At 45.1% G+C, this 23,571-nt stretch carries 21 protein-coding genes and 3 pseudogenes; 19 read left to right on the forward strand and 5 right to left on the reverse strand.

Features of this window, described 5'->3' with window-relative positions; genetic code table 11:
• Nucleotides 1–335: 335 nt before the first annotated feature.
• Nucleotides 336–992, forward strand: a complete 657-nt coding sequence (locus tag HDEF_RS04155) for an acyl-homoserine-lactone synthase (protein ID WP_015873407.1) — start codon at nt 336–338, stop codon at nt 990–992.
• Here HDEF_RS04155 and HDEF_RS04160 read toward each other — a convergent pair.
• The 3 genes from HDEF_RS04160 to pepN all read right to left on the reverse strand — a co-directional run bounded on the left by HDEF_RS04160 (nt 975) and on the right by pepN (nt 8,434).
• On the reverse strand, nt 975–1,706 hold the full coding sequence (locus HDEF_RS04160) for a LuxR family transcriptional regulator (RefSeq protein WP_015873408.1): 732 nt from the start codon (nt 1,704–1,706) through the stop codon (nt 975–977). The genes HDEF_RS04155 and HDEF_RS04160 overlap by 18 nt on opposite strands.
• Nucleotides 1,707–1,772: 66 nt before the next feature.
• Entirely contained in the window at nt 1,773–5,675 is a 3,903-nt protein-coding gene (gene purL / locus HDEF_RS04165; protein ID WP_015873409.1) for a phosphoribosylformylglycinamidine synthase, read from the reverse strand.
• Nucleotides 5,676–5,818: 143 nt separating this feature from the next.
• Nucleotides 5,819–8,434 (reverse strand): aminopeptidase N, encoded by a 2,616-nt coding sequence (gene pepN / locus HDEF_RS04170; RefSeq protein WP_015873410.1) that lies wholly within the window; start codon nt 8,432–8,434, stop codon nt 5,819–5,821.
• Between the two features lie 172 nt (nt 8,435–8,606).
• Between pepN and asnS the strand changes: the two genes are divergently transcribed.
• Complete coding sequence (asnS, locus tag HDEF_RS04175; protein WP_015873411.1) at nt 8,607–10,007, forward strand: asparagine--tRNA ligase; 1,401 nt, start codon at nt 8,607–8,609, stop codon at nt 10,005–10,007.
• 226 nt (nt 10,008–10,233) lie between these two features.
• On the opposite strand, the gene HDEF_RS04185 is transcribed toward asnS, so the two are convergent.
• Both HDEF_RS04185 and HDEF_RS04195 read right to left on the reverse strand, forming a co-directional pair.
• Nucleotides 10,234–10,479 (reverse strand): hypothetical protein, encoded by a 246-nt coding sequence (locus HDEF_RS04185; RefSeq protein WP_015873413.1) that lies wholly within the window; start codon nt 10,477–10,479, stop codon nt 10,234–10,236.
• Nucleotides 10,480–11,363: 884 nt separating this feature from the next.
• Nucleotides 11,364–12,668 carry a hypothetical protein gene (locus tag HDEF_RS04195; RefSeq protein ID WP_015873417.1) on the reverse strand — a complete coding sequence of 435 codons (1,305 nt, stop codon included), beginning with the start codon at nt 12,666–12,668 and terminating at the stop codon, nt 11,364–11,366.
• Between the two features lie 294 nt (nt 12,669–12,962).
• Here HDEF_RS04195 and HDEF_RS04200 point away from each other — a divergent pair, with 294 nt between their 5' ends.
• The 17 genes and pseudogenes from HDEF_RS04200 to HDEF_RS04270 all read left to right on the forward strand — a co-directional run bounded on the left by HDEF_RS04200 (nt 12,963) and on the right by HDEF_RS04270 (nt 23,566).
• The gene (locus HDEF_RS04200; RefSeq protein ID WP_015873418.1) at nt 12,963–13,172 is read left to right on the forward strand and encodes a hypothetical protein; all 210 of its coding nucleotides are present in this window, start codon (nt 12,963–12,965) and stop codon (nt 13,170–13,172) included.
• Between the two features lie 2 nt (nt 13,173–13,174).
• Nucleotides 13,175–13,450, forward strand: coding sequence for a RusA family crossover junction endodeoxyribonuclease (locus tag HDEF_RS04205; RefSeq protein WP_015873419.1), 276 nt, complete (start codon nt 13,175–13,177; stop codon nt 13,448–13,450).
• Nucleotides 13,451–13,548: 98 nt separating this feature from the next.
• Entirely contained in the window at nt 13,549–13,944 is a 396-nt protein-coding gene (locus tag HDEF_RS04210) for an antiterminator Q family protein (protein WP_044612276.1), read from the forward strand.
• 106 nt (nt 13,945–14,050) lie between these two features.
• Nucleotides 14,051–14,296 carry a hypothetical protein gene (locus HDEF_RS04215; protein WP_015873423.1) on the forward strand — a complete coding sequence of 82 codons (246 nt, stop codon included), beginning with the start codon at nt 14,051–14,053 and terminating at the stop codon, nt 14,294–14,296.
• Between the two features lie 204 nt (nt 14,297–14,500).
• Nucleotides 14,501–14,839: a phage holin, lambda family gene (locus HDEF_RS04220; protein WP_015873424.1), complete on the forward strand. Its 339-nt coding sequence runs from the start codon at nt 14,501–14,503 to the stop codon at nt 14,837–14,839.
• A gap of 3 nt (nt 14,840–14,842) precedes the next feature.
• Nucleotides 14,843–15,010: a lysozyme gene (locus tag HDEF_RS13625; protein WP_320408675.1), complete on the forward strand. Its 168-nt coding sequence runs from the start codon at nt 14,843–14,845 to the stop codon at nt 15,008–15,010.
• Entirely contained in the window at nt 15,003–15,323 is a 321-nt protein-coding gene (locus HDEF_RS04225; protein ID WP_320408676.1) for a glycoside hydrolase family protein, read from the forward strand. The genes HDEF_RS13625 and HDEF_RS04225 overlap by 8 nt, the downstream gene beginning before the upstream one ends.
• A gap of 26 nt (nt 15,324–15,349) precedes the next feature.
• Nucleotides 15,350–15,765 (forward strand): annotated as a pseudogene (locus tag HDEF_RS13735) (lysis protein).
• Nucleotides 15,766–16,084: 319 nt separating this feature from the next.
• A pseudogene (locus tag HDEF_RS13740) lies at nt 16,085–16,364 on the forward strand (hypothetical protein); the annotation flags it as partial.
• A gap of 16 nt (nt 16,365–16,380) precedes the next feature.
• On the forward strand, nt 16,381–16,749 hold the full coding sequence (locus HDEF_RS04240) for a phage tail tube protein (protein ID WP_015873426.1): 369 nt from the start codon (nt 16,381–16,383) through the stop codon (nt 16,747–16,749).
• 258 nt (nt 16,750–17,007) lie between these two features.
• Nucleotides 17,008–18,897 (forward strand): hypothetical protein, encoded by a 1,890-nt coding sequence (locus HDEF_RS04245; protein ID WP_015873428.1) that lies wholly within the window; start codon nt 17,008–17,010, stop codon nt 18,895–18,897.
• Between the two features lie 2 nt (nt 18,898–18,899).
• Nucleotides 18,900–20,201 (forward strand): DNA circularization protein, encoded by a 1,302-nt coding sequence (locus HDEF_RS04250; protein ID WP_015873429.1) that lies wholly within the window; start codon nt 18,900–18,902, stop codon nt 20,199–20,201.
• Nucleotides 20,202–20,213: 12 nt separating this feature from the next.
• Complete coding sequence (locus tag HDEF_RS13745; RefSeq protein ID WP_407078892.1) at nt 20,214–20,747, forward strand: phage baseplate assembly protein; 534 nt, start codon at nt 20,214–20,216, stop codon at nt 20,745–20,747.
• A 39-nt stretch (nt 20,748–20,786) separates the two neighbouring features.
• On the forward strand, nt 20,787–21,296 hold the full coding sequence (locus HDEF_RS13750; protein WP_407078897.1) for a phage baseplate assembly protein: 510 nt from the start codon (nt 20,787–20,789) through the stop codon (nt 21,294–21,296).
• Nucleotides 21,293–21,880: pseudogene (locus tag HDEF_RS04260) on the forward strand (phage baseplate assembly protein domain-containing protein). Before HDEF_RS13750 ends, HDEF_RS04260 begins: the two are co-directional and overlap by 4 nt.
• A gap of 102 nt (nt 21,881–21,982) precedes the next feature.
• Nucleotides 21,983–22,972: a phage GP46 family protein gene (locus HDEF_RS04265; RefSeq protein WP_407078898.1), complete on the forward strand. Its 990-nt coding sequence runs from the start codon at nt 21,983–21,985 to the stop codon at nt 22,970–22,972.
• Nucleotides 22,973–23,119: 147 nt separating this feature from the next.
• Nucleotides 23,120–23,566, forward strand: a complete 447-nt coding sequence (locus HDEF_RS04270) for a YmfQ family protein (protein ID WP_052543451.1) — start codon at nt 23,120–23,122, stop codon at nt 23,564–23,566.
• The last annotated feature ends 5 nt before the right edge of the window (nt 23,567–23,571 follow it).

Raw genomic sequence — 23,571 nt, forward strand, 5'->3', positions numbered from 1 at the left:
AGCTGATCATGTTTTTTTGAATCTATTTTTATTTTAAATAGATCTTCAATAAGCATTTCAATATATTCGTATATAATATTCTCTAATTTTTAAAAAATATTTTTTTTTGCTTAAAAAAGCTTTAAAAAATTTTTTATATTAAATTTAATTGGTACAGTGATAAAAAATAAAAACAAATTTTATTTTTTTAAATAAAAGACCAATATTTCAATACATTTTAATCAAAAATTGACCGGGATGAAATTTTGTTTAAAAAATAGCAATCAATGATTACTTAGTGATATTTTTAATAACAATGATTGCTGATACCGTGTCGTTTTTAAATGGAGATAAAAATGATAAAAATATTTGATATAAATTACACTCTACTATCTGAAAAAAAATCAAATGAGCTGTTTTGTATCAGGAAACAGATATTTAAAGATCGGCTTGATTGGTCTGTTACTTGTAACAATAATATGGAATATGATAATAAAAATGCCACTTATATTTTGGGTATTTATTCCGATCAAGTAATATCTGGACTCAGATTTATTGATATGAAAAATAACAATATGATCACAGGCGCTGAATTTGATTCTTTTTTTGAAAAAAAAGAGGTGATTAAAGAAAATCATCTTGATGCCAGTCGATTATTTATCGATAAAGAAAAAATTAAAAATCTTGATTTAAATACTTATCCACTCAGCGCCATGCTTTTTTTAGCTATGATTAATTATGCTATCACTTTTCTTTATGACGGAATTTATGCAGTTGTTAGCCAACCCATGTTGATTATTTTTAAACGTTCAGGATGGCTTATAAAGGTTATAGAGCATGGTATTTCAGAAAAAAAAGAGAATGTCTATTTGATCCATATGCCTGTAGATAAAAAAAATCAAAAAATTTTAATCGATTATGTCAATCGAATGAATATAAAAAAGAATATCTCTAAAAAGAATATCTCTAATATTACCGATCTTTATAATTGGCCCTTATGTTTTGGTATCTGAAAAAACAGGTTTAATCAGTTTTAATTCAACTCCAAGTCTGATGGCATGCTTTCCATTTATAACACCTAGCTTTTTCACCACATTGCCCATATGAAATTTGACGGTACCTAATTTGATGCCAAGAATCATTGCAATTTCTTCGTATGTTTTTCCTACACTAGACCAATACAGAATTTCATTCTCTCGTGTAGAGAACATTTCTTTGTCTTCTCTTTTGTGGTGTTTAATATCCATCTCTTTATAAAGAAAAAGCATTTTATCATGTACAGTAATCAGTAACGTTTGAAGTTTATCTTTATTAGATATGATTAATTCATTAAGTGCTGCTATATAATCTTGATCTGCCATCATGGATAATAGTGCGAGGTTATTTTTATGATCATGAACAATAAACGTATACCCATGAGTAATATTATAGGTTTTTGACATTTTGAATATTTTAGAAAGTTTGAGATTTAAGTTGATCATAATATTTTCATCCCAAGAAAAGGAGGTGATCCTGTTAAGTGACATAATAATGATGGGATCAATATTTTGATATTTATTTTGAATATAAAATTCAAACCAAATCGGGTGACTGGTAATAATGGATATCTCTGTAATATTTTTTTTATTTAAAATAACATAAGCATATTTTATGTTGCCATATTTCTTTAATTCGTTATCTAAATAATTTTTAATTGCATTATTAATGGTTCCATTGTTAAAAAACATTCCTCTCCCTCTCTCATTTAACCTTAATTTGACATTAAATGACTCATTTTATTTCATTAAATCAAATTACGCTAATTCCTTACGGGCATTACGAAAAATTCGCATCCAAGGGCTGTCTTCTCCCCACGCTTTAGGATGCCAAGAGTGCGTGACCGTTCTAAAAACCCGATCTGGATGTGGCATCATGGCGGTGACCCTGCCATCTTTGCTTGTGATACCCGTAATGCCACCCATCGAACCATTAGGATTGGCGGGATATTGCTGCGTCGTTTGCCCGAAATGATCGATAAAGCGTAACGTCACCAGATGCTCGTTCTCCAAGGCCTCTAAATGCGCCTGATCTTTGATTTGAACCCTTCCTTCACCATGCGAAACGGCGATCGGCATATGTGAGCCCTCCATGCCTTTCATCCATAAAGAAGCGCTTTTTTCTACTCTGACCAAACTCAAACGCGCCTCAAAACGTTCCGACACATTATTTACAAAATTTGGCCACTGTTCCGCACCCGGGATCAGCGCTTTTAAATGTGAAAGCATTTGGCATCCATTACAGATCCCTAACGCCAGCGTCTGTGAGCGATGAAAAAAATCAAAAAATACGGCCTTTATTTTTGGATGAAATAAAATCGACTTGGCCCAGCCCCCTCCAGCGCCTAATACATCACCATAAGAAAACCCCCCACAGACGCCCATAGCCTGGAAAGCGCTTAAATCTTGCTCGCCAGAAATCAGGGAGCTCATCCTCACGTCAACAGCCTCAAAACCCGCACGATGAAAAGCCGCGGCCATCTCAACCTGGGAATTCACGCCTTGCTCTCTTAATACCGCCACTCTGGGTTTTATTTTTAATCCAATGTAAGGCAAAGTGATATCTTCACCAGGATCAAAACTCAGTTTAGCGTTTAAACCCGGATCCGATTCATTTTGTTTCGCTTGATGCTCCTGATCTGCGCAATCTGGATTATCTCGTAAACGCTGCATTTGCCAGGTCGTCTCAGCCCACCAGCGGCGTAAAGTACCACGTTTTTCACTGTATATCGTTTTTAGACCTTGACGAATCACAAACGCTTCTCCTGGGATTGCGTGGCCCAAGTCATGCACGAGATCTGCCAAACCATATTCTGAAAAAATGTGCTTGACTGCCGATCGATGAGGGGCCGCAATTTGAATGACTGCCCCCAGTTCTTCATTAAATAAAGCCGCCAAGGCATCTTCGCCCAGTGATTGAATGTCTATCTCCAGGCCACAATGACCCGCAAAGGCCATTTCCGCCAAAGTCACGAATAGACCCCCATCTGAACGATCGTGATACGCCAGGAGCATTTGTGCCTGTACCAACTTTTGGATCGCGTTAAAAAACGCAGCTAATTGGGATGTGTTACGCACATCCGCGGTATGATCTCCCAGTTGCCGATAGACCTGAGCCAGCGCCGTGGCACCGAGCGCGTTCTTTCCTGCACCGAGATCAATCAAAAATAACGCATTGTCGTTTTTTTCATTCAGATGCAGCTGAGGTGTGACCGTACGTCTCACATCCTGAACAGGCGCAAAAGCGGTGATCACCAGCGATAAAGGCGATGCCATTTCACGACATTGCTCCCCTTCTTTCCAGGCCATTTTCATTGACATGGAATCCTTTCCGACAGGAATGGTGAGCCCTAATTCTGGACAGAGACCTTCGCCGATGGCTCGCACGGCATCATATAAACCCGCGTCTTCCCCCGGGTGCCCAGCCGCTGACATCCAATTGGCAGAAAGCTTAATCCGTTTGAGTTCACCGATCTGGGTTGCGGCGATGTTGGTCAGCGCTTCTCCTACTGCCAGGCGTGCCGAGGCAGAAAAATCAATCAGCGCGACAGGCGCACGTTCCCCAATAGACATGGCTTCACCATGATAGCTGTCAAAACCTGCTACAGTGACAGCGCAATCGGCCACCGGCACTTGCCAGGGCCCCACCATTTGATCTCGACTGACCATGCCTGTCACCGTACGATCGCCGATAGTGACTAAAAAGGTTTTCTCTGCAACGGCCGGTAAATGCAATACTCTTTTCACGGCTTCTTGAATAGAGATATCGCTTGTGTTGAATTCGTGATCAGGCGCAGACAAACGCACGACATCTCTTTTCATTTTGGGCATGTTGCCCAGCAACAATCCCAATGGGAGATCAATCGGTGCATCATTAAAAGCACGGTCTTTGAGCAAGAGGTGTTTTTCTTGAGTCGCTTTACCTATCACGGCATAAGGCGCTCGCTCACGACGGCAAATCGCCTCAAATTCTGCCATGTTTTCTGGCGAAACCGCCAAAACATACCGCTCTTGAGATTCGTTGCACCAAATTTGTAACGGGCTCATACCCTGCTCATCGATTGGAATGTCTCTTAATTCAAAAATCCCCCCTCGATCTCCATCGCTGATTAATTCAGGCATAGCATTAGACAACCCACCTGCCCCCACATCATGAATAAATAAAATGGGATTGTTCATGCCGCGCTGCCAGCAACGATCGATCACTTCCTGACAACGGCGTTCCATTTCTGGGTTGTCTCTTTGTACCGAGGCATAATCCAAATCATTATCGGATTCTCCCGATACCATAGAAGAAGCAGCGCCTCCGCCTAATCCAATGTTCATGGCGGCTCCACCCAGCACAATTAATTGCGCTCCCACGGGAATCTCGGCTTTTTTGACCTGCTCTGCCGCGATCTGCCCTATGCCTCCGGCCAGCATAATCGGCTTGTGATACCCCCTCAACTCAGTGCCATTATGGCTGCATACCTGTTCTTCATAGGTCCGAAAATATCCCAAAATGTTTGGGCGCCCGAATTCATTATTAAAAGCTGCGGCACCCAGCGGGCCTTCGGTCATAATGTTGAGCGCGCTCGCAATGTGAGCGGGTTTTCCAAAATTTTCTTCCCATAGTTGCTCAAAGTGAGGAATACGCAGGTTAGACACCGAAAATCCGACCAGCCCCGCTTTGGGTTTTCCTCCTCTGCCTGTGGCACCTTCATCACGAATCTCACCGCCTGCTCCCGTGGCAGCACCAGGCCAGGGGGAAATCGCCGTCGGGTGATTATGGGTTTCGACTTTCATCAGAATATGCATTTCTTTTTGATGATAGACATAGGTCGCGTTTTCAGGGGAGGGGAAAAAAGCGCCCACCTCAAAACCCTGCATCACGGCCGCATTATCTTTATAGGCAGAAAGAAGATATTCCGGTGTTTTCAAAAACGTGTTTTTGATCATGTCAAATAATGAACGATCTTCAGCGACACCGTCGATCACCCAATCCGCATTGAAAATTTTATGGCGGCAATGTTCTGAATTGGCTTGAGCGAACATATAAAGCTCAACATCTTTTGGATTACGGCCCAATGTCATAAAGGTTTCAAAAAGATAATCGATTTCGGCAGGCGCCAGCGCCAAACCTAATGCCGTATTCGCTTTTTCTAATGCGTGACGCCCTTGCTCCAATATCCGTATATGGTTTAAAACCGAAGGGGGATGCGCATCAAAAAGCGCCTGGGCTTGTTTCAGATCTGTCAAGACCTGCTCTGTCATCGGATCGTATAAAAGCGAAATCAGCGATGCCCAATCCGAATCCGTCATCTCTTGGGCTTGCACATAAAAAGCCACGCCTCGCTCCAAACGTGCAACCCTGGATAAACCACAATGATGCGCGATATCTGTGGCTTTGGAAGACCAGGGCGAAATGGTGCCCAATCTAGGCGTGATCAATAATAATCGCCCTGTATGCTGATCGGTTTGATGATGCGTAGGGCCGTATCGAAGCAAGGCTTTTAATACCGCAGTTTCGTGCTCATCAAGGGTTTCGTGGAGGTGTGCAAAGTGCACATATTGTGTATGGATACTTTTAATCGAGTTACTCGAACATTGATTTTGAAAGCCATCTAATAGTTTTTTAATTCGAAAAGTAGATAAAGCGGGCGCACCGCGCAGGATTTCCATCATGAAAAATTCTCTTTATTTTTTAAAGCAAAGTGAGGCATGCGTCATGCCTCGAATCGACAGTCTTGACTACCGTTTTGAAGACCTGCTCTTTACGTGTTTTTTGTATTGCTCATCACCTTAAAAAAGAAACAGGAATCATATTAATCCTCTAACGCTTTGAGAATTTTTTCATTCAGATCCTTCGATAAATTGTTCAAGGCCTTGAGTTTTTCCAGTACCTGTTTCATCCATTTTTGGCGAACTGAATCATAACGCTTAAAACGAATAAGGGGTTCTATCAAGCGTGCCGCAACTTGAGGGTTTTGAGTATTGAGCGTTGTCAAAATTTCAAGAAAAAGCGTGTAACCTGCGCCGTCTTTGGCATGGAATACAACAGGATTAGACGAAGCAAAAGCCCCTAATAAAGCGCGCACCCGGTTAGGATTCATCAAACTAAACGAAGGATGTGTTAATAACGCGCGGACTTTATCGACGACTTCCTTTTCAGGGCGAGTGGCTTGCAAGAAAAACCATTTATCCATGACCAGCGGATCTGAATGCCAACGGCTTTCAAAATCCGATAATAAAAAATCACGACAGGGTAATTGGGCTGCGACCGCCGCTGTTAAAGCCGCAAAGGTGTCCGTCATATTGCTGGATGTTTGATATTGGGTTTTCACCCGCTGATCGGCGATATCGGTTCGCCCAAACGCAAGATATTGCAGGCAGATATTTTTGAGAGCCCGCTTTGCGGTATCGGTATGAGTGACACGATAAATGGGGGTTTGATGCTTTTGATATTGATCCCAAAGTGTCTCTGATAAAGACGCTGAAAAAAAGCGAAGCCATTTTTGGCGAACAAAATGAATGGCATCAGGATCAATGAAACAGGAAAGCTCAGCAATTTCATTTTCTGAAGGGATCGTCAATATTTCAGCGATTAATGCAGGAGAGAGATTATCATTGAGTAAAACATGTCGAAACACTTCTATCAAATGCAATGGTAAAGTTAAAGGCTCGTTTTCATGAAATTCAGCGATATTTTTTTTGATATAACTATTCAAAAGACGTTGACTCGCATCCCAACGAGAAAAATCATTACGAGCATTCTGCATTAAACATATCAGCTGTTGATCGGTATAAGGGTAATCGAGCTTGACTGGAGCTGAAAATTCACGCAACAGAGAAGGAACAGGCTCAGAAGACACAGAATCAAAAATAAAGGTCTGTTCTGCTTTTATCACATTCAGAACAGAGTCGATGGGCTGCCCCTGGTTTTGCAAAGGAATGACTTCACCTTTCTTTGTGTACAATTCAATATCAAGCGGAATATGCAGCGGATATTTTTTTTCTTGATCGGCCGTGGGCGGCGTGATTTGAGAGACTTGCAAATGATATTGCTGTTTTTGAGCATCATAATGATCGCGAATGATCAATTCGGGTGTCCCTGATTGGCTGTACCAACGCCGAAATAAGGTCAGGTCTAACCCTGAGGCGTCTTCCATCGCTTGAACAAAATCATCACAGGTGACCGCGCAACCATCATGGCGGCTGATGTAACGCTTCATGCCCGCCTGAAACACAGATTCACCCAACAAGGTGTGCAGCATGCGGATCACCTCTGCCCCTTTTTCATACACGGTTAAGGTGTAAAAATTATTCATTTCCATGACTTTATCGGGGCGAATGGGATGCGCCATAGGGCTGGCATCTTCAGCAAATTGTGCCGAGCGCATCAGGCGCACATTTTCAATGCGGCGAACGGCTCTGCATCCTGAATCTGAGCTAAATTCCTGATCACGAAATACAGTGAGGCCTTCTTTAAGGCTAAGTTGAAACCAGTCTCGACAAGTCACTCGATTGCCGGTCCAGTTATGAAAATATTCATGGGCTATTACGGCTTCAATATGAAGATAATCTTTATCGGTGGCGGTTTCTGTTTTGGCGAGCACATATTTAGAATTAAAAACATTCAATCCCTTGTTTTCCATAGCACCCATATTAAAGAAATCGACGGCGACAATCATATAAATATCGAGATCGTATTCCAGACCAAAGCGGTTTTCATCCCATTTCATGGCTTTTTTGAGTGCACTCATCGCCCAGTCAGCGCGATCTAAATGCCCTTTGTCAACAAAGAGTGCTAATTCAACAGAGCGGCCTGATTGAGTGGTAAACTGATCTCTTAAAACATCAAAATCACCGGCCACCAGCGCAAATAGATAAGAGGGCTTTGGAAAGGGATCTGCCCATTCAACCCAATGACGACCATCTTTGAGTTCTCCTTGCCTGATTTTATTTCCATTAGACAGCAAATAGGGGTAACGTTTTTTATCGGCCAGAATTCGCGTTGTAAAACGCGCTAATACATCGGGCCTATCTAAAAAGAAGGTAATATGTCGAAACCCTTTGGATTCACATTGCGTACATAAAGTCTGCCCGGAGAGGTATAATCCTTCTAAAGCCGTGTTTTTATCTGGATGAATTTCATTAACGATCGTCAGGCTAAAAGCCTTCGGTAATTGCTCAATGATGAGGTGATCGTCTTTTTGGGAATAATGAGGCCAGATCTGGTCATTAACGCTCACGCTGATTAAAATGAGGTTTTCACCATTGAGGATTAAAGGCGTGTCTTCCGATGTTTGGCGCTGTATCTGGCTGGTGGCTGTCACCCTCGTTTTTTTTTCATTGAGATTAAAATCAAGGTGAATATCAGAAATAAGATGACTGGGAGGACGATAATCCTGTCGGTATTTTATTTGAGGCTGGTTTGTCATAAAAACCCTTTTGTGAGATGAGGCCTGTTGTCAAACCTATGACCGGCTGTGATTCCTGCGTTGCCTTTTTTTATAACAGGTCTATTAATGAATATGATCAATTTTCACGCATGATAATAAAGAAACAAGGCTGTTTTGACTATCTTCCATACCCTAATATAAGAGAAATTTTATGAAAACAGTCCCCCTGGTGGATGTACTACAAGGACATATTGACCTTGGCCACACAATCATTGTGCGTGGTTGGGTACGCACACGCCGGGATTCTAAATCCGGGATTTCCTTTGTTGCACTTTATGATGGCTCCTGTTTTGACACACTCCAGATCGTGATTGAGGATTCGCTCGAAAATTATCACGATGACATTCTGCATTTAACCACCGGTTGCTCAATAGAAGTGAGCGGCACAGTGGTTGCTTCTCAAGGTAAGGGGCAAAAATTTGAAATCAGGGCAAACCACCTAAAGGTCATAGGTTGGGTGGAAGATCCCGAAACCTATCCTATGAGCCCTAAACGTCATAGCGTTGAATATTTACGCGAAGTGGCACATTTGCGCCCTCGTACGAATTTGATAGGGGCTGTCACACGAATACGTCATCATTTGGCGCAAGCCATTCATCGTTTTTTTCATGAAAAAGGCTATTTTTGGATCGCGACACCCATCATCACTACCTCAGACACAGAAGGAGCGGGTGAAATGTTTCGGGTGTCTACCTTAGATTTGGCCAATATCTCAAAAACGGCGGATCAGAAAATAGATTTTAGTGAAGATTTTTTTGGTAAAGAGGCTTTTTTAACCGTCTCAGGTCAGCTCAATGCAGAAACCTATGCCTGTGCTTTATCAAAGGTATACACCTTCGGCCCGACTTTCCGGGCAGAAAATTCTCATACCAGCCGTCATTTAGCCGAATTCTGGATGGTAGAACCTGAAGTCGCGTTTGCAACCTTGGAGGATGTCGCGCTTTTGGCGGAAGAAATGCTGAAATATGTTTTTTCGGCCATTTTGAAAGAAAGAGAAGATGATCTGGATTTTTTTACAGAGCGTGTGGATAAAAAAGCCAAAAAACGTTTAGAAGAGTTTATTTCTTCAGATTTCGCTCGTATTGATTATACCGAAGCGATAGAGATTTTGCGGCACTGTAACCATTCTTTTGTGCATCCCGTGTCTTGGGGCATTGATCTCTCTTCTGAACATGAACGTTATCTGGCAGAGACACATTTTAAAGCGCCGGTGATCGTCAAAAATTATCCCAAGGACATTAAAGCGTTTTATATGCGTCTGAATGAAGATGGAAAAACCGTAGCCGCCATGGATGTGCTGGCGCCCGGAATAGGTGAAATCATAGGGGGCTCACAGCGTGAAGAACGCCTTGATAACCTGGATCAACGTTTAACAGAAATGGGGCTTAATAGAGAAGATTATGCTTGGTATCGTGATTTGCGCCGATATGGAAGCGTGCCCCATGCCGGTTTTGGCTTAGGTTTTGAACGTTTGGTCGCCTACGTCACCGGTGTAGAAAATGTTCGTGAAGCGATTGCTTTCCCTCGCACGCCTAAAAATGCGTCTTTCTGATTTTTTCAAAATAAAGTGCTTCGATAAAATTTTGAATGAGCAGGGCGATGGCTACTGGTATGACCTTCAAAAAACCAAAGCCTATCGCGTCGCCCTCCATCGCGCACCTCAAAGCGGGGTAAATAGATTGCCCTCAAGTGCCGAAGGGGTAGTATCAAGGGTATTTTTATTTGTTTGGCCCGAAAACGCGCTTATTTACCGATTTCGTGAAATAACCGCTAAATTATCACTTTTTGGGGGTTAATAATGCTTCCCCAGCAGCAAAACAGCGGTTGAAAAGTTCGTCCATTTTTCTTTTATCTTCAGGTGTCATGGGTGGAATTTTTGTGGGGTCTGTTTTGGTGTCTGTGACACAATTGGTCACTTTGTTTATTTGAGTGGCGATGCCGACAGGTCTCCCTTTTGAGTCATTGTAAACTTTATCGTCTTTTTTAAGTAAGGGCTGATTTGAAGTAGATGGATTAAGATGCATATAAAAACGCCTGAAATTTAGAAAGACCTCATACTGAGGTACTTTAAATAACTAAATGATTTTTTTATTATTAGTCGCATACGTAATAAATATCAAATGATTTTTTCATTAATCCCCCTTCATTTGATGAGTCAAATAACTTTGTTAACAGTGCCATGGTTTGGCTAACTTACCTTTTTTTGTAAATAAATGGACCCAACTCCTAAGTGCACTTTATATATGCTTTTTTATTTATTACTTTCTTTTTAACCTAAATTAAATATCTATATGAATAACAAATTAGAGAAACCGGGTCTAAGTTTAACGATCAAAATGGGCGGGAATGATTGGCTTTTTAGTGGTGTCTATCGGCCTGATGTTAAAATATCTTCGTTAAATCTTTAGCCATCACTTTTCGTCCGAAACAACCACACCTTGTAGAGCAGTCGATTATCTAAGCTGTCCTGGGGTGTGGAATAAAGTCAATTCATTTTATCACGGTTTATCGTCTCAAAAGAGAGCCCAACAAGCACGAATGCACACCTTGCTCAAACAGGCTCACATTAACGCCCCGTTTTGAACATGCCTGTTTTGAATCAGCCGGCGAATGCACAGGCCAGACAGTGCCTGCACGTCTGTCAAACCTATGCAGAGACAGAGCACTGGCCCGCACGTTTCGCTCAAGGGGGCGGATGGGTCCTGTGTGGTCGCCTGGCACGCGGAAAAATCATCTGGCCCTCAAATATGGTTTGTACAGAAGGCAGGTCTTGAATATTATCGGACATGCTCAAGGTCATTTGTTTTGAGACTTGGAGTGAGAATCTTATTCAAAAAAACCATCTATCGCATGACGGGTAATAAGAAACTCATGATGATTTAATTTATGGTGAGCAGATAACCATTCATCACATACTGCTATTGACCCAAAAATTTCTACAAACTCCTTTCAGCATAGAACCCTTAAATAATAACATGTCCGACAAATATGGAGGATTTGATGATTTTTGGGCATACTCATAAGGATCTCTTAAGATACTTGCAATATTTGAATGAAATTTTGGTTTTACATGCGCCTGAATCCAATTACGGAAGTAAGATTGATTGTCATTATTCATTACTCCATGAAATTCGCGATTCTTCTTTACACCTACATTACGACCATAAAATGCTCTTTTAAGGTCATCTTTTTTTGAGGTGGCTATTATCATCGCTAAAAGAAAAGCGTACTCATCAGATACTTTGAAGTAAGATTTTTTTTCTGCATCTGTCTTAGGCCCAAGAGAAAAAGAGCCGGAACCATCACCAAAAAAATCGGGAATTAAAACCCGTAATAATTTTGTTGTGGTATAATAAAGGGTTATATTAAATTTAGTGATATTTGGTTTTTTTGGATCTATTCTTACCCTATTATCTACATCAATAAAATTAACATTTTTCCCGTCGTAAGTTAGATTGGCAAGCTTTATGTCAATTAGGTAGGTGTTTCTTTTGTGTAATGTCTGTAAATCTTTTACGGCATTTTCAAAATGAGCAGGATTAATAGAACTTATATTTTGGAGGTAATCACTAAGACTATCACCTCCAAAACGAGCAATCATTGTGTCAGAATCAACCGCTATACCAAGTATTACAGTTGACGTACCCTCTAAATCATCGTTGTTATTAATTTCTTTTCTAAATGAATCACCTTTAACTATTTTAAGTCTAACAAATTTTTTATCTATTCTATCAATAGATTTAAAACCGCCTTCCATAGGTGAGTCTGGCCCTTTAGTTGGAGAGTACATCACACGTAATATCTTTTTTTGATTTTGACCATCTTTCTTTATCTGAAAATGATAGGTTCTACCTATGTGTTCTGGTTTTGTACCGTCATAAGGTTGACTACTTACAATTCCGTAATCATTTGGTGGGGCTTCTTTTACTCTTTTTACATGTGCTCTATAGTATTGTTGAATTTTACGTGCAGAAATCTTTTGTAGTATTTTCTCAAGCTTTTCGGCCCTGTCATTTTCGTCAATTTTCGCTTGCCCTTGAGGGTTTTTAGGGGTTTTAGAAAAACAACAACGAAATAAATCTACGAAACGGGTGCAAATATCATTAGATACCTTTCGTAAAGCCTTTAAGAACCGACTGAGTTTATTAGGTTTTGATGTTGGTGTGTGATGATGAATCGCTGGACTATTTGTAGTATTAACTGTTTTTTGCATGATTTTTTCTACTATTGATTCAATGAATGATGAAGAAAATATAAATTTTCTGAATATTATTCATTATTATCAAAACGAGCTTTAAAGAACCGCTCATTGTTTATAACCACTTTCCTTGACTTCCCCTTAAAGTGCACTTTTGCACCTGAACAAAGGCTATTCGGTGAGTCATCCTAGGGATTTTCGTCTCTAGGGGACACCTTTGTATTCTTCCATGTCGCAGACCACAAAAACATCCAGCAATCACCTCACACTTGCGTGTTTACAATACTCAGGTTTCCCTCGAGGGGCAGCATGAGCGCGGATTTTAAAACCCCCTTCCGTTATACGGGCATCAGTCAGGAGGAAGCCGATTTTTTAACGCATCACTATCAGCAGAGAGGGTATCGAATGAAAAAATATCTGAACGAGGATATGACCCTGTGGGATGTGGTGGTGTCTCTGCCAGAACGTCGTTTTCATCGGAAGACACCGGCCTCGATGCTCAATCCCCTGTGGCGGTGAGCATGAGAATTGAACTGCCTTTTCCGCCCAGTGTGAATCACTACTGGGTCCGCACAGCTCGTCGTGTTTACTTAAGCGAGGCGGCGAAACGGTTTCAGCGATTGACGGCCATCGAAGTCGCCAAATCGTCCATGAAACAGGGTCATCGTTCATTCCCTGGCGACGTTTCCGTAGCGCTCACACATCTGCCGGACAAACGGGTGAGAGACGTGGATAATTATCCCAAGGGGGTGTTGGATGCGTTGACCAAGGCAGGGATTTGGTCCGATGACGCCTAGGTCAGAGTGATGACGGTGAAGAAAAAGGACCCTCACAGCGATATCAAAGGCGGAAAATGTGTGGTGGTGATTGAGCAGTACATCGAGGAGGCAGCGGTATGAAAGAGATTCGATATCGATTAACCGCTTGGGGCCATTGGGCAGGAACCCGTGTGGGGACGGAATATCCCGTGTCATCCTGGCCTGTACCGATCGCCAGTAGTGATATCCGGCCGATGCTGCCCGATAACGAAGCCCAGATTGTGGACCGGGCGGTCGCGAGGCTCAAACATTTTGATTCGCTGGGTTACGATATTATCGTGGCCTGTTATCGAGGCAAGGTGTCTTGTCGGGCGATAGGGCGCGCCCTCAAACGAGACCATAAATCTATCTCAGGGTATTTAACCCGTTCAGAAGCCTATATCGCAGGTCAAGTCGATGCCCTCTTAAATGTTAAAGCAAAATTCACGCAAATTGAGACAATCCCCATATTGAAGTTAAAAAATGTATTTTAATCCTCATTAATCGTTTTTAATTTTTTGAAATGTAGATTAAAATCGAGCGGAATCTGTTGATTCATCAAATTTTTTAGATTTTTTAACAAAATAAGGACAATAAACCATGCTAAATATCAACGTGCAAAAATTGGAAAAACCGAAGTACGAATGTTTGATAATGGATGCAGAGGAGGCGAAAAAAAATGGTCTGGATTTTTTCAATTTATCGGCCAATGAAGGGAATGACTATTTACTATTAAAAGAAGGTATTTCTGGTTTTTCTGGTGTGGATATATGCTCTATTCCTACAAATACTTCTTCATATTTTGCGTATAGCATAATTAACCCCCTCACCTTTGTTAGCGCATAAAGAAATAAATCAGGTGAGAAGTGGGGAATGCCATTCAAAAAAAGCCACAAAAAGTACTTGACTGTGTCCCCGTGACCCCACATAATCGCCCCATACTACAGTAGTTACAAACAAAACACAGAGCCTCCACTTCGGTGGAGGCTTTTTGTTGTCTCAAATATGCCTCAAAAAAAGGGTCGTCCTATTTCATGATGTTCTCCCCCTATGACCATGCCTGAGAAAGAGCCTGGATTCTGGGTTGCGTTGCTGGCCTGGATTCGGGGTCATCAAGCCGACTTTGGCTACGCCAGCCTCGCCGCCCTGTTTTCGTTGTGGCGCAATGCGTGGGGAAAACATGCCTGGAGCCGGCGATTACTCGATGCGTTGTCCTGCAGTACGCTGGCGTTTTTTAGTCAACCCCTCCTGATGATGGTCGAAGGCCTGTTTCACGGCACCCTGCCGGCCTCCGCCCCGCAGGTGCTGGCCATTTATATCGGCTATGTGGGCACAGACTACATCCGCGCGCGCATCCAATCATTCACTCAGCGCAAGAATGGAGAGTAACCCATGGACATCAGCCCTGAAGGCATCGCACGAATCCAGGCGTTTGAGGGGCTTAAGCTCACTGCCTATCAATGCAGTGCAGACAAATGGACAATCGGCTACGGGCATACCGCAGGCGTGAAGGCCGGTGACACAATGCCCCCCGGGCAGGCAGAGGCTTTTTTTGCGTGAAGATATCACCCTCATCTGTCTTCAACTTGATATCTTGCTCAAGGTGACGGTGAGGCAGAATCAATTTGACGCGCTGGGCTCTCTTTTGTTTAACATCGGGGTGAAGGCGTTTGCTCACTCAACGCTGCTTGGAAAGCTGAACGCGGGCGATGAAGCCGGCGCGGCGGCCGAGTTCCCTAAATGGTGTTATGGCACGGTCAAAGGCAAAAAAGTCGCATTACGGGGATTAATGGCACGACGTCAACAGGAGAAAGCGCGGTTTGAAGCGGTTGAACTGTCTCTGATGAAAGCGCCACACAGAGTCACCGCCTGATGCGCTGGACAATCCCTGGGATGATAATGGTATTACTGGCTTCACTGCTCAGTGTCGCTGTCTATTATCGTCATCAATATCAGCAGTCTGAACAGGCCCTTCAAAAAGCCGTTTTAGAGCTCGTTCAGCATCAGGCCTCTCTTAAACAGCTTCGCCAGAAGATAAAGACGGTGTCACAACTGGATGCACAACACACCAAAGCACTGGAACATAATAAAAATCTTGTTGCCCAGCTTGAGCGGGATGTGGCTGATGGCCGTCGCCGGTTGCGTGTCAAGGCAACCTGTCACGACCTGTCCACCAATACCACCCCCCCCGACTTGCTGACGCCACTCAACGGGATTATTTCCTCCTCCGAAACAGAATCGACATCGCCGGGCAGCAAATAACAGGCTTGCAGAATTATGTGAGGCAGGTCTGTTTGAATAAGATTCAAAAATAATGAGGGCCGTCAATTTATGCCGATGCAGTGGCTGGAAAGTATGGGGAGATAAAACCATTTAATGGTTCATCTAAAAGATCTTGAGCGCCAATTAATGGCCCTCAAAAAGCAGATCCCTTTTGCGACAGCGCGAGCGTTGACCAGTACGGCGCGTAAGATTCAGGAGGCGCAAAAGGACAACCTGTAAAGCAGGCTGGATAATCCAACGCCTTTTACTGTTAACTCTGTAGCATCCAAAGCGGCCAGAAAGACCAACCTGAAAGCCAAGGTATTGATCAGGCCCACGGCCGCCGAATATCTGGCCCCCGAGGAGTTTGGCGGCACACGGCACCTTGGCGGTAAAGCTTTGCTCAACCCCAAAGGCGTCAGGTTTCTGGCAGCGGAAGAAGTACCAGCCCCTAACAGGTAAGAAGAAAGGAAAGCGTTCGTTGATATTAGGTTACGTTGTTCAGGATAGCAAGGGGTTTGCTGCTGGTCTGATGGTTGAGCAGAACGAGAAGAATCCCAGTCGTGTTGATGTTCTCTGGGATGGTGTATTAATTAATCAGTTACGTATTTTCGCTGTTTTGGCGCAATTCCGCTTACAACCATCATCATGATATTTAAGGATCTGTTATGGCTGATACAACCGGTTTACTCGCGGGGACCGCTTATGTCACTGTTGATGGTTTAACAGTGATGGTCGAGGGTTCGTTTAAATATAAACCCACTCGCGTTAAACGTGAAACACTGACCGGAATGGATGGAGTTCACGGTTACAAAGAAAAACCCTCAGCAGGGTCTATTTCAATGTCATTGCGTGACAGTCGTGGAACGTCTGTTATTGGATTTAACAATCAAACCAACGTCACTGTAGTTGCTCAGTTAGCCAACGGTAAAACTATTATTGGTAGTCATATGTGGACCGTTGATGAGCAGGAAGTGGATTCCGAAGATGCGAAGTTTGATGTTAAATGGGAAGGTCTTTCGGTTACGGAGAATTAATGATGGCAACAGTCATTAACGATTTGGCTTTTCTGGATAGTCTGGAATCATCATATAATCAAGAGTATGAATTACCGTGATTATAGGAAAGCGGAGAAATATCTACTGGATTTTTTGCGTTATCCGCCATCGTTTGGGGGAACGCAGTAGCCGAAGTGACACATTTTTATCACTGGGGTCCTTATGAGGCGGGCAAATTACCCGCCCGCCGTTTTTTATTCTGGTACTTACAAATGAAACGCATGGGAGGGGGAGTTCATGGGTGAACAGTTCGATTTTGATTTGGTAGCCAATGATGATGCATCAAAGCAAATTGATCATATTATTCGCTCAGTGCAGTCTCTCTACCCGCCGTTAGATAAATTAAAAGGAGGGTTAAAACTTGGAGGGCAAGACACTTTAAATGGTCTGGAATCTATTACAGGACAATTTAAGGGGTTGAATACCTTTGCTAAAGAGGGTGTTCAGTTAATTGGCGATATGGTCCCCCCATTAAAAATGGTGGGTGGGTTATCTCTTGGCATTGGTGCCGCTGCCGCAGGGATGTATAAAACGGTGACGGGCATGAGAGAAGCGGGTAAAAGTGCGCAAGAACTCTCTACGTCTGCACAGAACGCGGGATTAAGCGTTGAGAAATTCACTCAGTTATCCGGTGCGATGCAAATTTTGGGTATGGATGCCGATTCGGCTAAACAATCTGTTGAGGGACTTTATGGTGTATTTAATGACGCTCTCCAGGGAAGAAGTCACGACACGTTATCTCTTCTTAATCAAATAGGCGCCCAGATTGCTAAAAATAATGATGGAACCGCTGATTTAACGGGGACGATGCGTCATCTGTCCAGGGTATTTCCGGCTTTAAGTTCTCAGAATCAGAAAAAAGTCTCCGATAGGTTGGGCCTTGATGCTAATAGCTTAAAATTACTCAGGACGGGTAATTTTGATGAGTTAATGAGTCAGTCTAAAGATTTTGGGCTGACTGTTCCTGATGGGCTAAATGACGATCTCACTGGCATCAATGGCGCTATCAATGAAATGGGCGCTGCATGGGATGGTTTGAAACAAAAAACCAGAGGCGGTTTTTACAGCCTGCTGCTGTCCGATGGTTCAGTTAAAGATGGCATGGAAGGCATCACGGATATATTAACTCATGGCCCTGATAATGTTGCATTAATGCACGCTTTGGGGGTAACAAGAGGGGATGAGTCTCAACAGCTGAGAAAGGAATATAACGACCCTGAATTTTATAAGACGCTGACCATCACCGAAAAAACGGCGATGGATTTTGGGGTTATGACGGATGGTCTACGTGAGAAATTCCAGGCGTATTACGGTCCTAAAGAAATGGCCAATCAGTTGGCGAGCGATCTGGCCGTTGCGCTGCAACGCCCAAATTCAACGGGTGTAAACAGTTATCAGGGGGTAAATATTGGCCAGCCCAGTGCCGGTGTTAACCCGCGCGCACGGTCAGTGCGGAATAATAACCCGTGGAATATTAACTATGCTCGCCAGCAAGGCGCGGTGATGGAGCCTGGTGCTGGTGGATCTGCCCTGTTTGCAAAATTTGAGACGCCCGAGGTGGGCATTGATGCCGCTGATCGCCAGTTAATGCTGTATTACACCGGGCAAAGCAAGGCCGCAGGGAATCGGCCTCTGACGACAATAGAGCAAATCATTAGCACTGCCTCCCCACTTTCAGACGGGAACAATACACGCGCCATGATATCGGGAGCCAGTCGGGAGCTTGGGGTGAACCCAGGCGATCAATTGAATCTCACAGATCCCGCGTTAAGAGCGCGCGTATTAACCGCCCTGTTTAACCAGGAAGGTAACAACCCGTGGTCCTCAGAACAGGTTAAATCCGTCATTAGCGGCGCGCCGGTTAGCCAGGTTCAGAACAGGACGGAAAACAACAACGTTTCTAACACCTCCACAGTCAATAACAACAGTAAATCCAGTACATCGACGGTGAATAACAGTAAAAGCCAGGATCACAGCCAGGGTATTGCCGAGGCGGTTCGGGAGGGGCTTTCTAACACCAAACTACAGGTTGAAGTCACGATGGTTGATCCTCGTACTCACCAACAAACGCAGACGACAGGCACGACCGGGGGCCGGGTTGCGCTCTCTATGCCATTTACGGGGTAGCTATGCGCCTGATAAATACAGTGACCGACTTTTTTGATCCAGAGGGGTCTGAAAAATGGTTTGAAACCCTCCAGAAAGCACAATTCAGAGGTGTCCCCTTTGCCGTTCTTGGGGGGAAAAGCTCATTTGGCCGTAAAACGGCCGTCCATGAGTACCCTTATCGTGATAAACCGTGGGTTGAGGATTTGGGAAGGGCCACCCGTCAATTGACTGTGAAAGGCTTTTTGGTTGAGGATAGCGTTATATATGGTGGCGGGGCGGTAATTGATCAGCGTTCCAATCTCATTGCGGCATGTGAAACAGCCGGTGCCGGGACACTGATTCACCCGACATATGGCGAGTTAACGGTCAGTATTCCTTCTGGGGGGCTCAAGATTGTTGAGCAATGGGATAACGGCCGCTACTTTGAGTTCACGCTCAGGGCGATCGAGTCCGGGTTGAAAGTGTTTCCGGTGACGACGTCAACCCCACTCCCGGATGAGGAGTCGTGGTTAAAGTCTATCGCTACAACGACGCTCCAGTTTGTGACGACCGTCAACAGCATACTCAGGAAGAGTACGGCGCTTATTCAGACGTTACAAAGTACCGCTGTTTTTTGGGTGAGCCAGGTCACCGGCACGCTGAATCAAGCCAATAACCTTATCAATACCATGACCGATGTTTTTGACAGCAACCATTACGGCCGGTTTCAGTCATCGGGCAATAGCGGTCTGGCGAGTCACCAAACCTACCCGGTCCTAATGCAGAAGCAAAAAGCCGCCAGCGCTCAGAATCGCGGCAAAGTGGCCACAGTCGGTGATGAGTTAACTCAATCGGTCGACGCTGAAACTTATGCAGGCGTGGCCAATGCGCTGTTATCCGCCGTTGTGCTGTCGGTCAGTGAACCACAGGATCAGATCCGAATTTTTATTCATTTGTCTGTGTTTGAAACCGGTAATGATGTTCCTGGCGTTGACGATGCGGTACAAGATGCCGCGATACTCCTTTTCCAGCGTCTTGCTCTGGCTTGTCTGGGGCGGGCTGCGCTCAGTTATCAGCCGGTATCTCCTGATGACGCCTGGGATATGATGACCCTGGCGGGTGAGGCTCTGGAGGTTGGTGCGGTCAATGCGGCTGATATGGTACACGATGACACATACCGTGATTTGATCGCGTTACATAATACGGTTGTTTCAACGTTGACCGAACGTGGGGCAAATCTGGCCCGTTTCACAGAATACCAGTTTGATACCTCTCTCCCCTCGCTTGTTCTTTCTGAGCGTATTTATCAGGACCCGGCACGCAATTATGCCACTGGATTTTAAGGCGCTCAGCAAATGACAACCGAAAAAACGGAAAAAGTAGACGAGCTATACCTTGAGGTCAGGGCGCGCGCTTTGCACGGCTGGGACCGGATACGGATTACGCGCGGCATCGAGAGAATGCCCTCAGACTTTGATATTTCCATCATGGAGTATTACCCTGGTGGCGAACAACAGTGGGTTAGTCCTGGTGATCCGTGCATTGTGAAGTTGGGGGAAGACATAGTAATAACCGGTTACGTTGACCGCTGCTGCTCATCCATCCGCCCAAATCAGCATCAAATTCGTGTGACCGGTCGTGGAAAATGTCAGGACCTGGTTGATTGTTCGGCGGAGTGGGAAAGTAATGTTATGACGGGGCTCGATGCACTGGGCATGTCTCAACGTCTCGCCGCACCGTACGATATTCACGTGACAACAGACGTGACCGGACTACAGGCCGCGCCGCAATTGACGATTAACTGGGGGGAAAGTCCGCAAGAAATTATTGATCGCGTGTGCCGCTGGAGCGCGTTACTGGCGTATGACCTCCCGGACGGCAATTTATAACTAACCCGCCTGGGCACACAAAAAGCCGCGTCAGGGGTGATGCAGGGCGAGAACATACAGGCGGCGGACTATCAAAGCAGCATAGACCAGCGTTTTTCCGACTATGCAGGGTTGTCCATGTCGGTTACGCCGCTTTATGAGGTGGGGTCCTCCGTTGAATATGGCGGAACGTTTCTGGCCAGCGCTCAGGACCCTGAAAAAAGGCGCCATCGCAAGAAAATAGACATCATCGAAAGCACGATGATCGCGAATGGCGTGGTTCAACAGTACATCGACTGGGAAATGAATCGGCGCTACGGTCGTTCAAAAGCTCTCCAGGTCGTTGTGGACAGCTGGCGCGATAAGTCGGGTAAACTTTGGGAAATAAATACCCAGATTCCGATCAGTATTCCCGTTTTTAACATTACAGATATGTATTGGTTGCTTTCTGAAGTGACGTTTACTCGCGATCAGCGTGGGACGACGGCCGAGCTTGTTTTGATGCCGCCAGAGGCGTTCACCGTTGAGCCGTACCAGTTCTATCAGCAAGTAAGAGAGCTTAATGACTGATGGATATCAGCGCCGCTTACCGGCAACTCTTGCGCCGCGTTCAGATGGCGTTATCTATTGGCCGCGTGACGGCGACCAGCGATAGCGGCCCCATTCAAAAGCTACAGGTACAGACTCCCTTAGAGGTGCGAGGCGATACGCCGCGTATGAGCGACTTTGGTTTTTCATCTGGTTTGCCGGTGGGCACTGACGTGGTAATCACGTTTTTAGGTGGGGACCGTTCATCAGGCGTCAAATCATCAATCCCATCGACAATCTGGCCTGAAACCCGGAGAAACGGTTATCTATAGCCAGTGGGGCCAGCTCGTAAAGCTCACGGAAACAGGCATCACCATAGACGCAGATGGTCAGCCGGTGGACGTGGTGAATTCTACGGTAGTGACGATCACAGCCAGTGAAGAAGTGTTGGCAAAAACGCCGGTTTTGAAATGCACTGGAGACATTATTGATCACTGTGAAAGCAATACAGCGACCCTTAAGCAGCTCCGAGAGGCGTACAACGACCATGATCACCAGGTTAAAAACGTTCAGGGGGTAACAGCACAATCGCCAGTGCAAAACCGTCTAAGCCCGTAGGAGGGTAGCCAGTGAGTGATATCAAAACAGTCTAGAAAATAGATTCCGGTGGCTGGGTATCAGAAACCGGCGATCTGACCAGCGGTGACGATCTCGATACGGCCATTTTCATTTCCCTTTTTACAGATCAGCAAGCGCGGGCAGATGATACCTACGATGGTGACGATCGCCGCGGCTGGTGGGGTGATTTGGGCGAAGATTACCGTATAGGCTCCCGCTTATGGCTGATTTATCGTCAACGTTTATCCCGTGACACGGCCGGAGCCGTTATCAATCGCAAGGATGGGATCAAATACACCCTGAATAATTCTGTCACCATCGGGCTTGATGGCACTGCGTTAACGCCAGTCACCGCTGTTCTGGTCTCTCCGCTTGATGATCCTGCCGCGGGGGGCGCACTCGGTAATGCACCAGTGGGAACCGTACTGACGCTTGATAACAGTTATTCCGGTGTTGATTCACAGGTCACGCTGATGAATCCGGCTACTGGTGGTGCTAACGTTGAGACAGACGGGCCTTTACGAACCCGAATGCTTCTGGCTTATCAGGCATTACCGCAAGGCGGGAGCGAGACTGATTATGTGAATTGGGCGCTGGCGGTCTCGGGTGTTACGCGGACGTGGTGTGTGCGCCGTCTGATGGGCGTGGGAACGGTCGGAATATACATTATGTGTGATGGGGACGATCAGACCAACCACGGCTTTCCTGCTGGCACTGATGGCCTCTCACACTATGAAGACTGGGGGTCTTACGCAAAAGCCACCGGTGACCAGCTGCGCGTTGCTGATGCCATTTATCCGAATCAGACGATAACGGCTCTGGTTTACGTTGCTTCCCCGATCCCTAAAGTCATTGATTTTGCCATTACCGGCATCATCGAGCAGGAACAGGACCTGACCGCTGCCATTAGCACCGCGATTAACCTGGTATTTTTTACCCGAGGAGATCCTGCAGGGGAAGGTATTGTCACTCTGTCGTCAATTAACGCGGCGATCGCTTCTGCTCCGGGAACGGATGGGTTTTTGATGACCTATCCAACTCAGAATATAACGCTGGGCGTGGGCGAACTCCCGCAACTCGGAACGGTGACCATTACATGAACAGCCTATTCACTACGTCCGATTATCAATCGGCGTTACTGGCGCATTTGCCGCGCGGGCGCGTTTGGCAAACGGGGCCTGATAATCCACTCACCAAACTGTCCCAGGCGTTGGCCACGTCATTTCAACGAGTAGACGCCCAGCGCGATGAGTCTACTGACTGGGGGTTTCCCGGCCACGGCGCTGGAGTTGCTACCGGAATGGGAGGGGTCATTAGGTCTGCCGGATAATTGCACGATTAGCGAAACATATACCATTGAGCGCCGTCGCCAGGCGGTTGTATCCCGGCTGGTGGGCAAAGGATCACTCTCAAAACAGTGTTATATCAGTTTGGCCAAAACGCGAGGAGATGACATTACCATTGATGAGTTTCGTCAGGCTCGAGCAGGGTTTAGCGTATGTGGTGAGGCAATTAACGGGGATGACTGGCCATTTGTCTGTCGGGTTAACGCCCAGCAAACAACGTATGTTCAGGCTAAATGTAGTGTGAGTTATTGTGGAGAGCCGCTGGCTACCTGGGGCAATAAAATTCTGGACTGTACACAGAACCAACTGGCCCCGCCGTTTACAGTGCTGTTATTTGGCTATCACTGATTAAA

It is taken from the genome of Candidatus Hamiltonella defensa 5AT (Acyrthosiphon pisum) (assembly GCF_000021705.1).
Classification (GTDB): Bacteria; Pseudomonadota; Gammaproteobacteria; order Enterobacterales; family Enterobacteriaceae; genus Hamiltonella; species Hamiltonella defendens.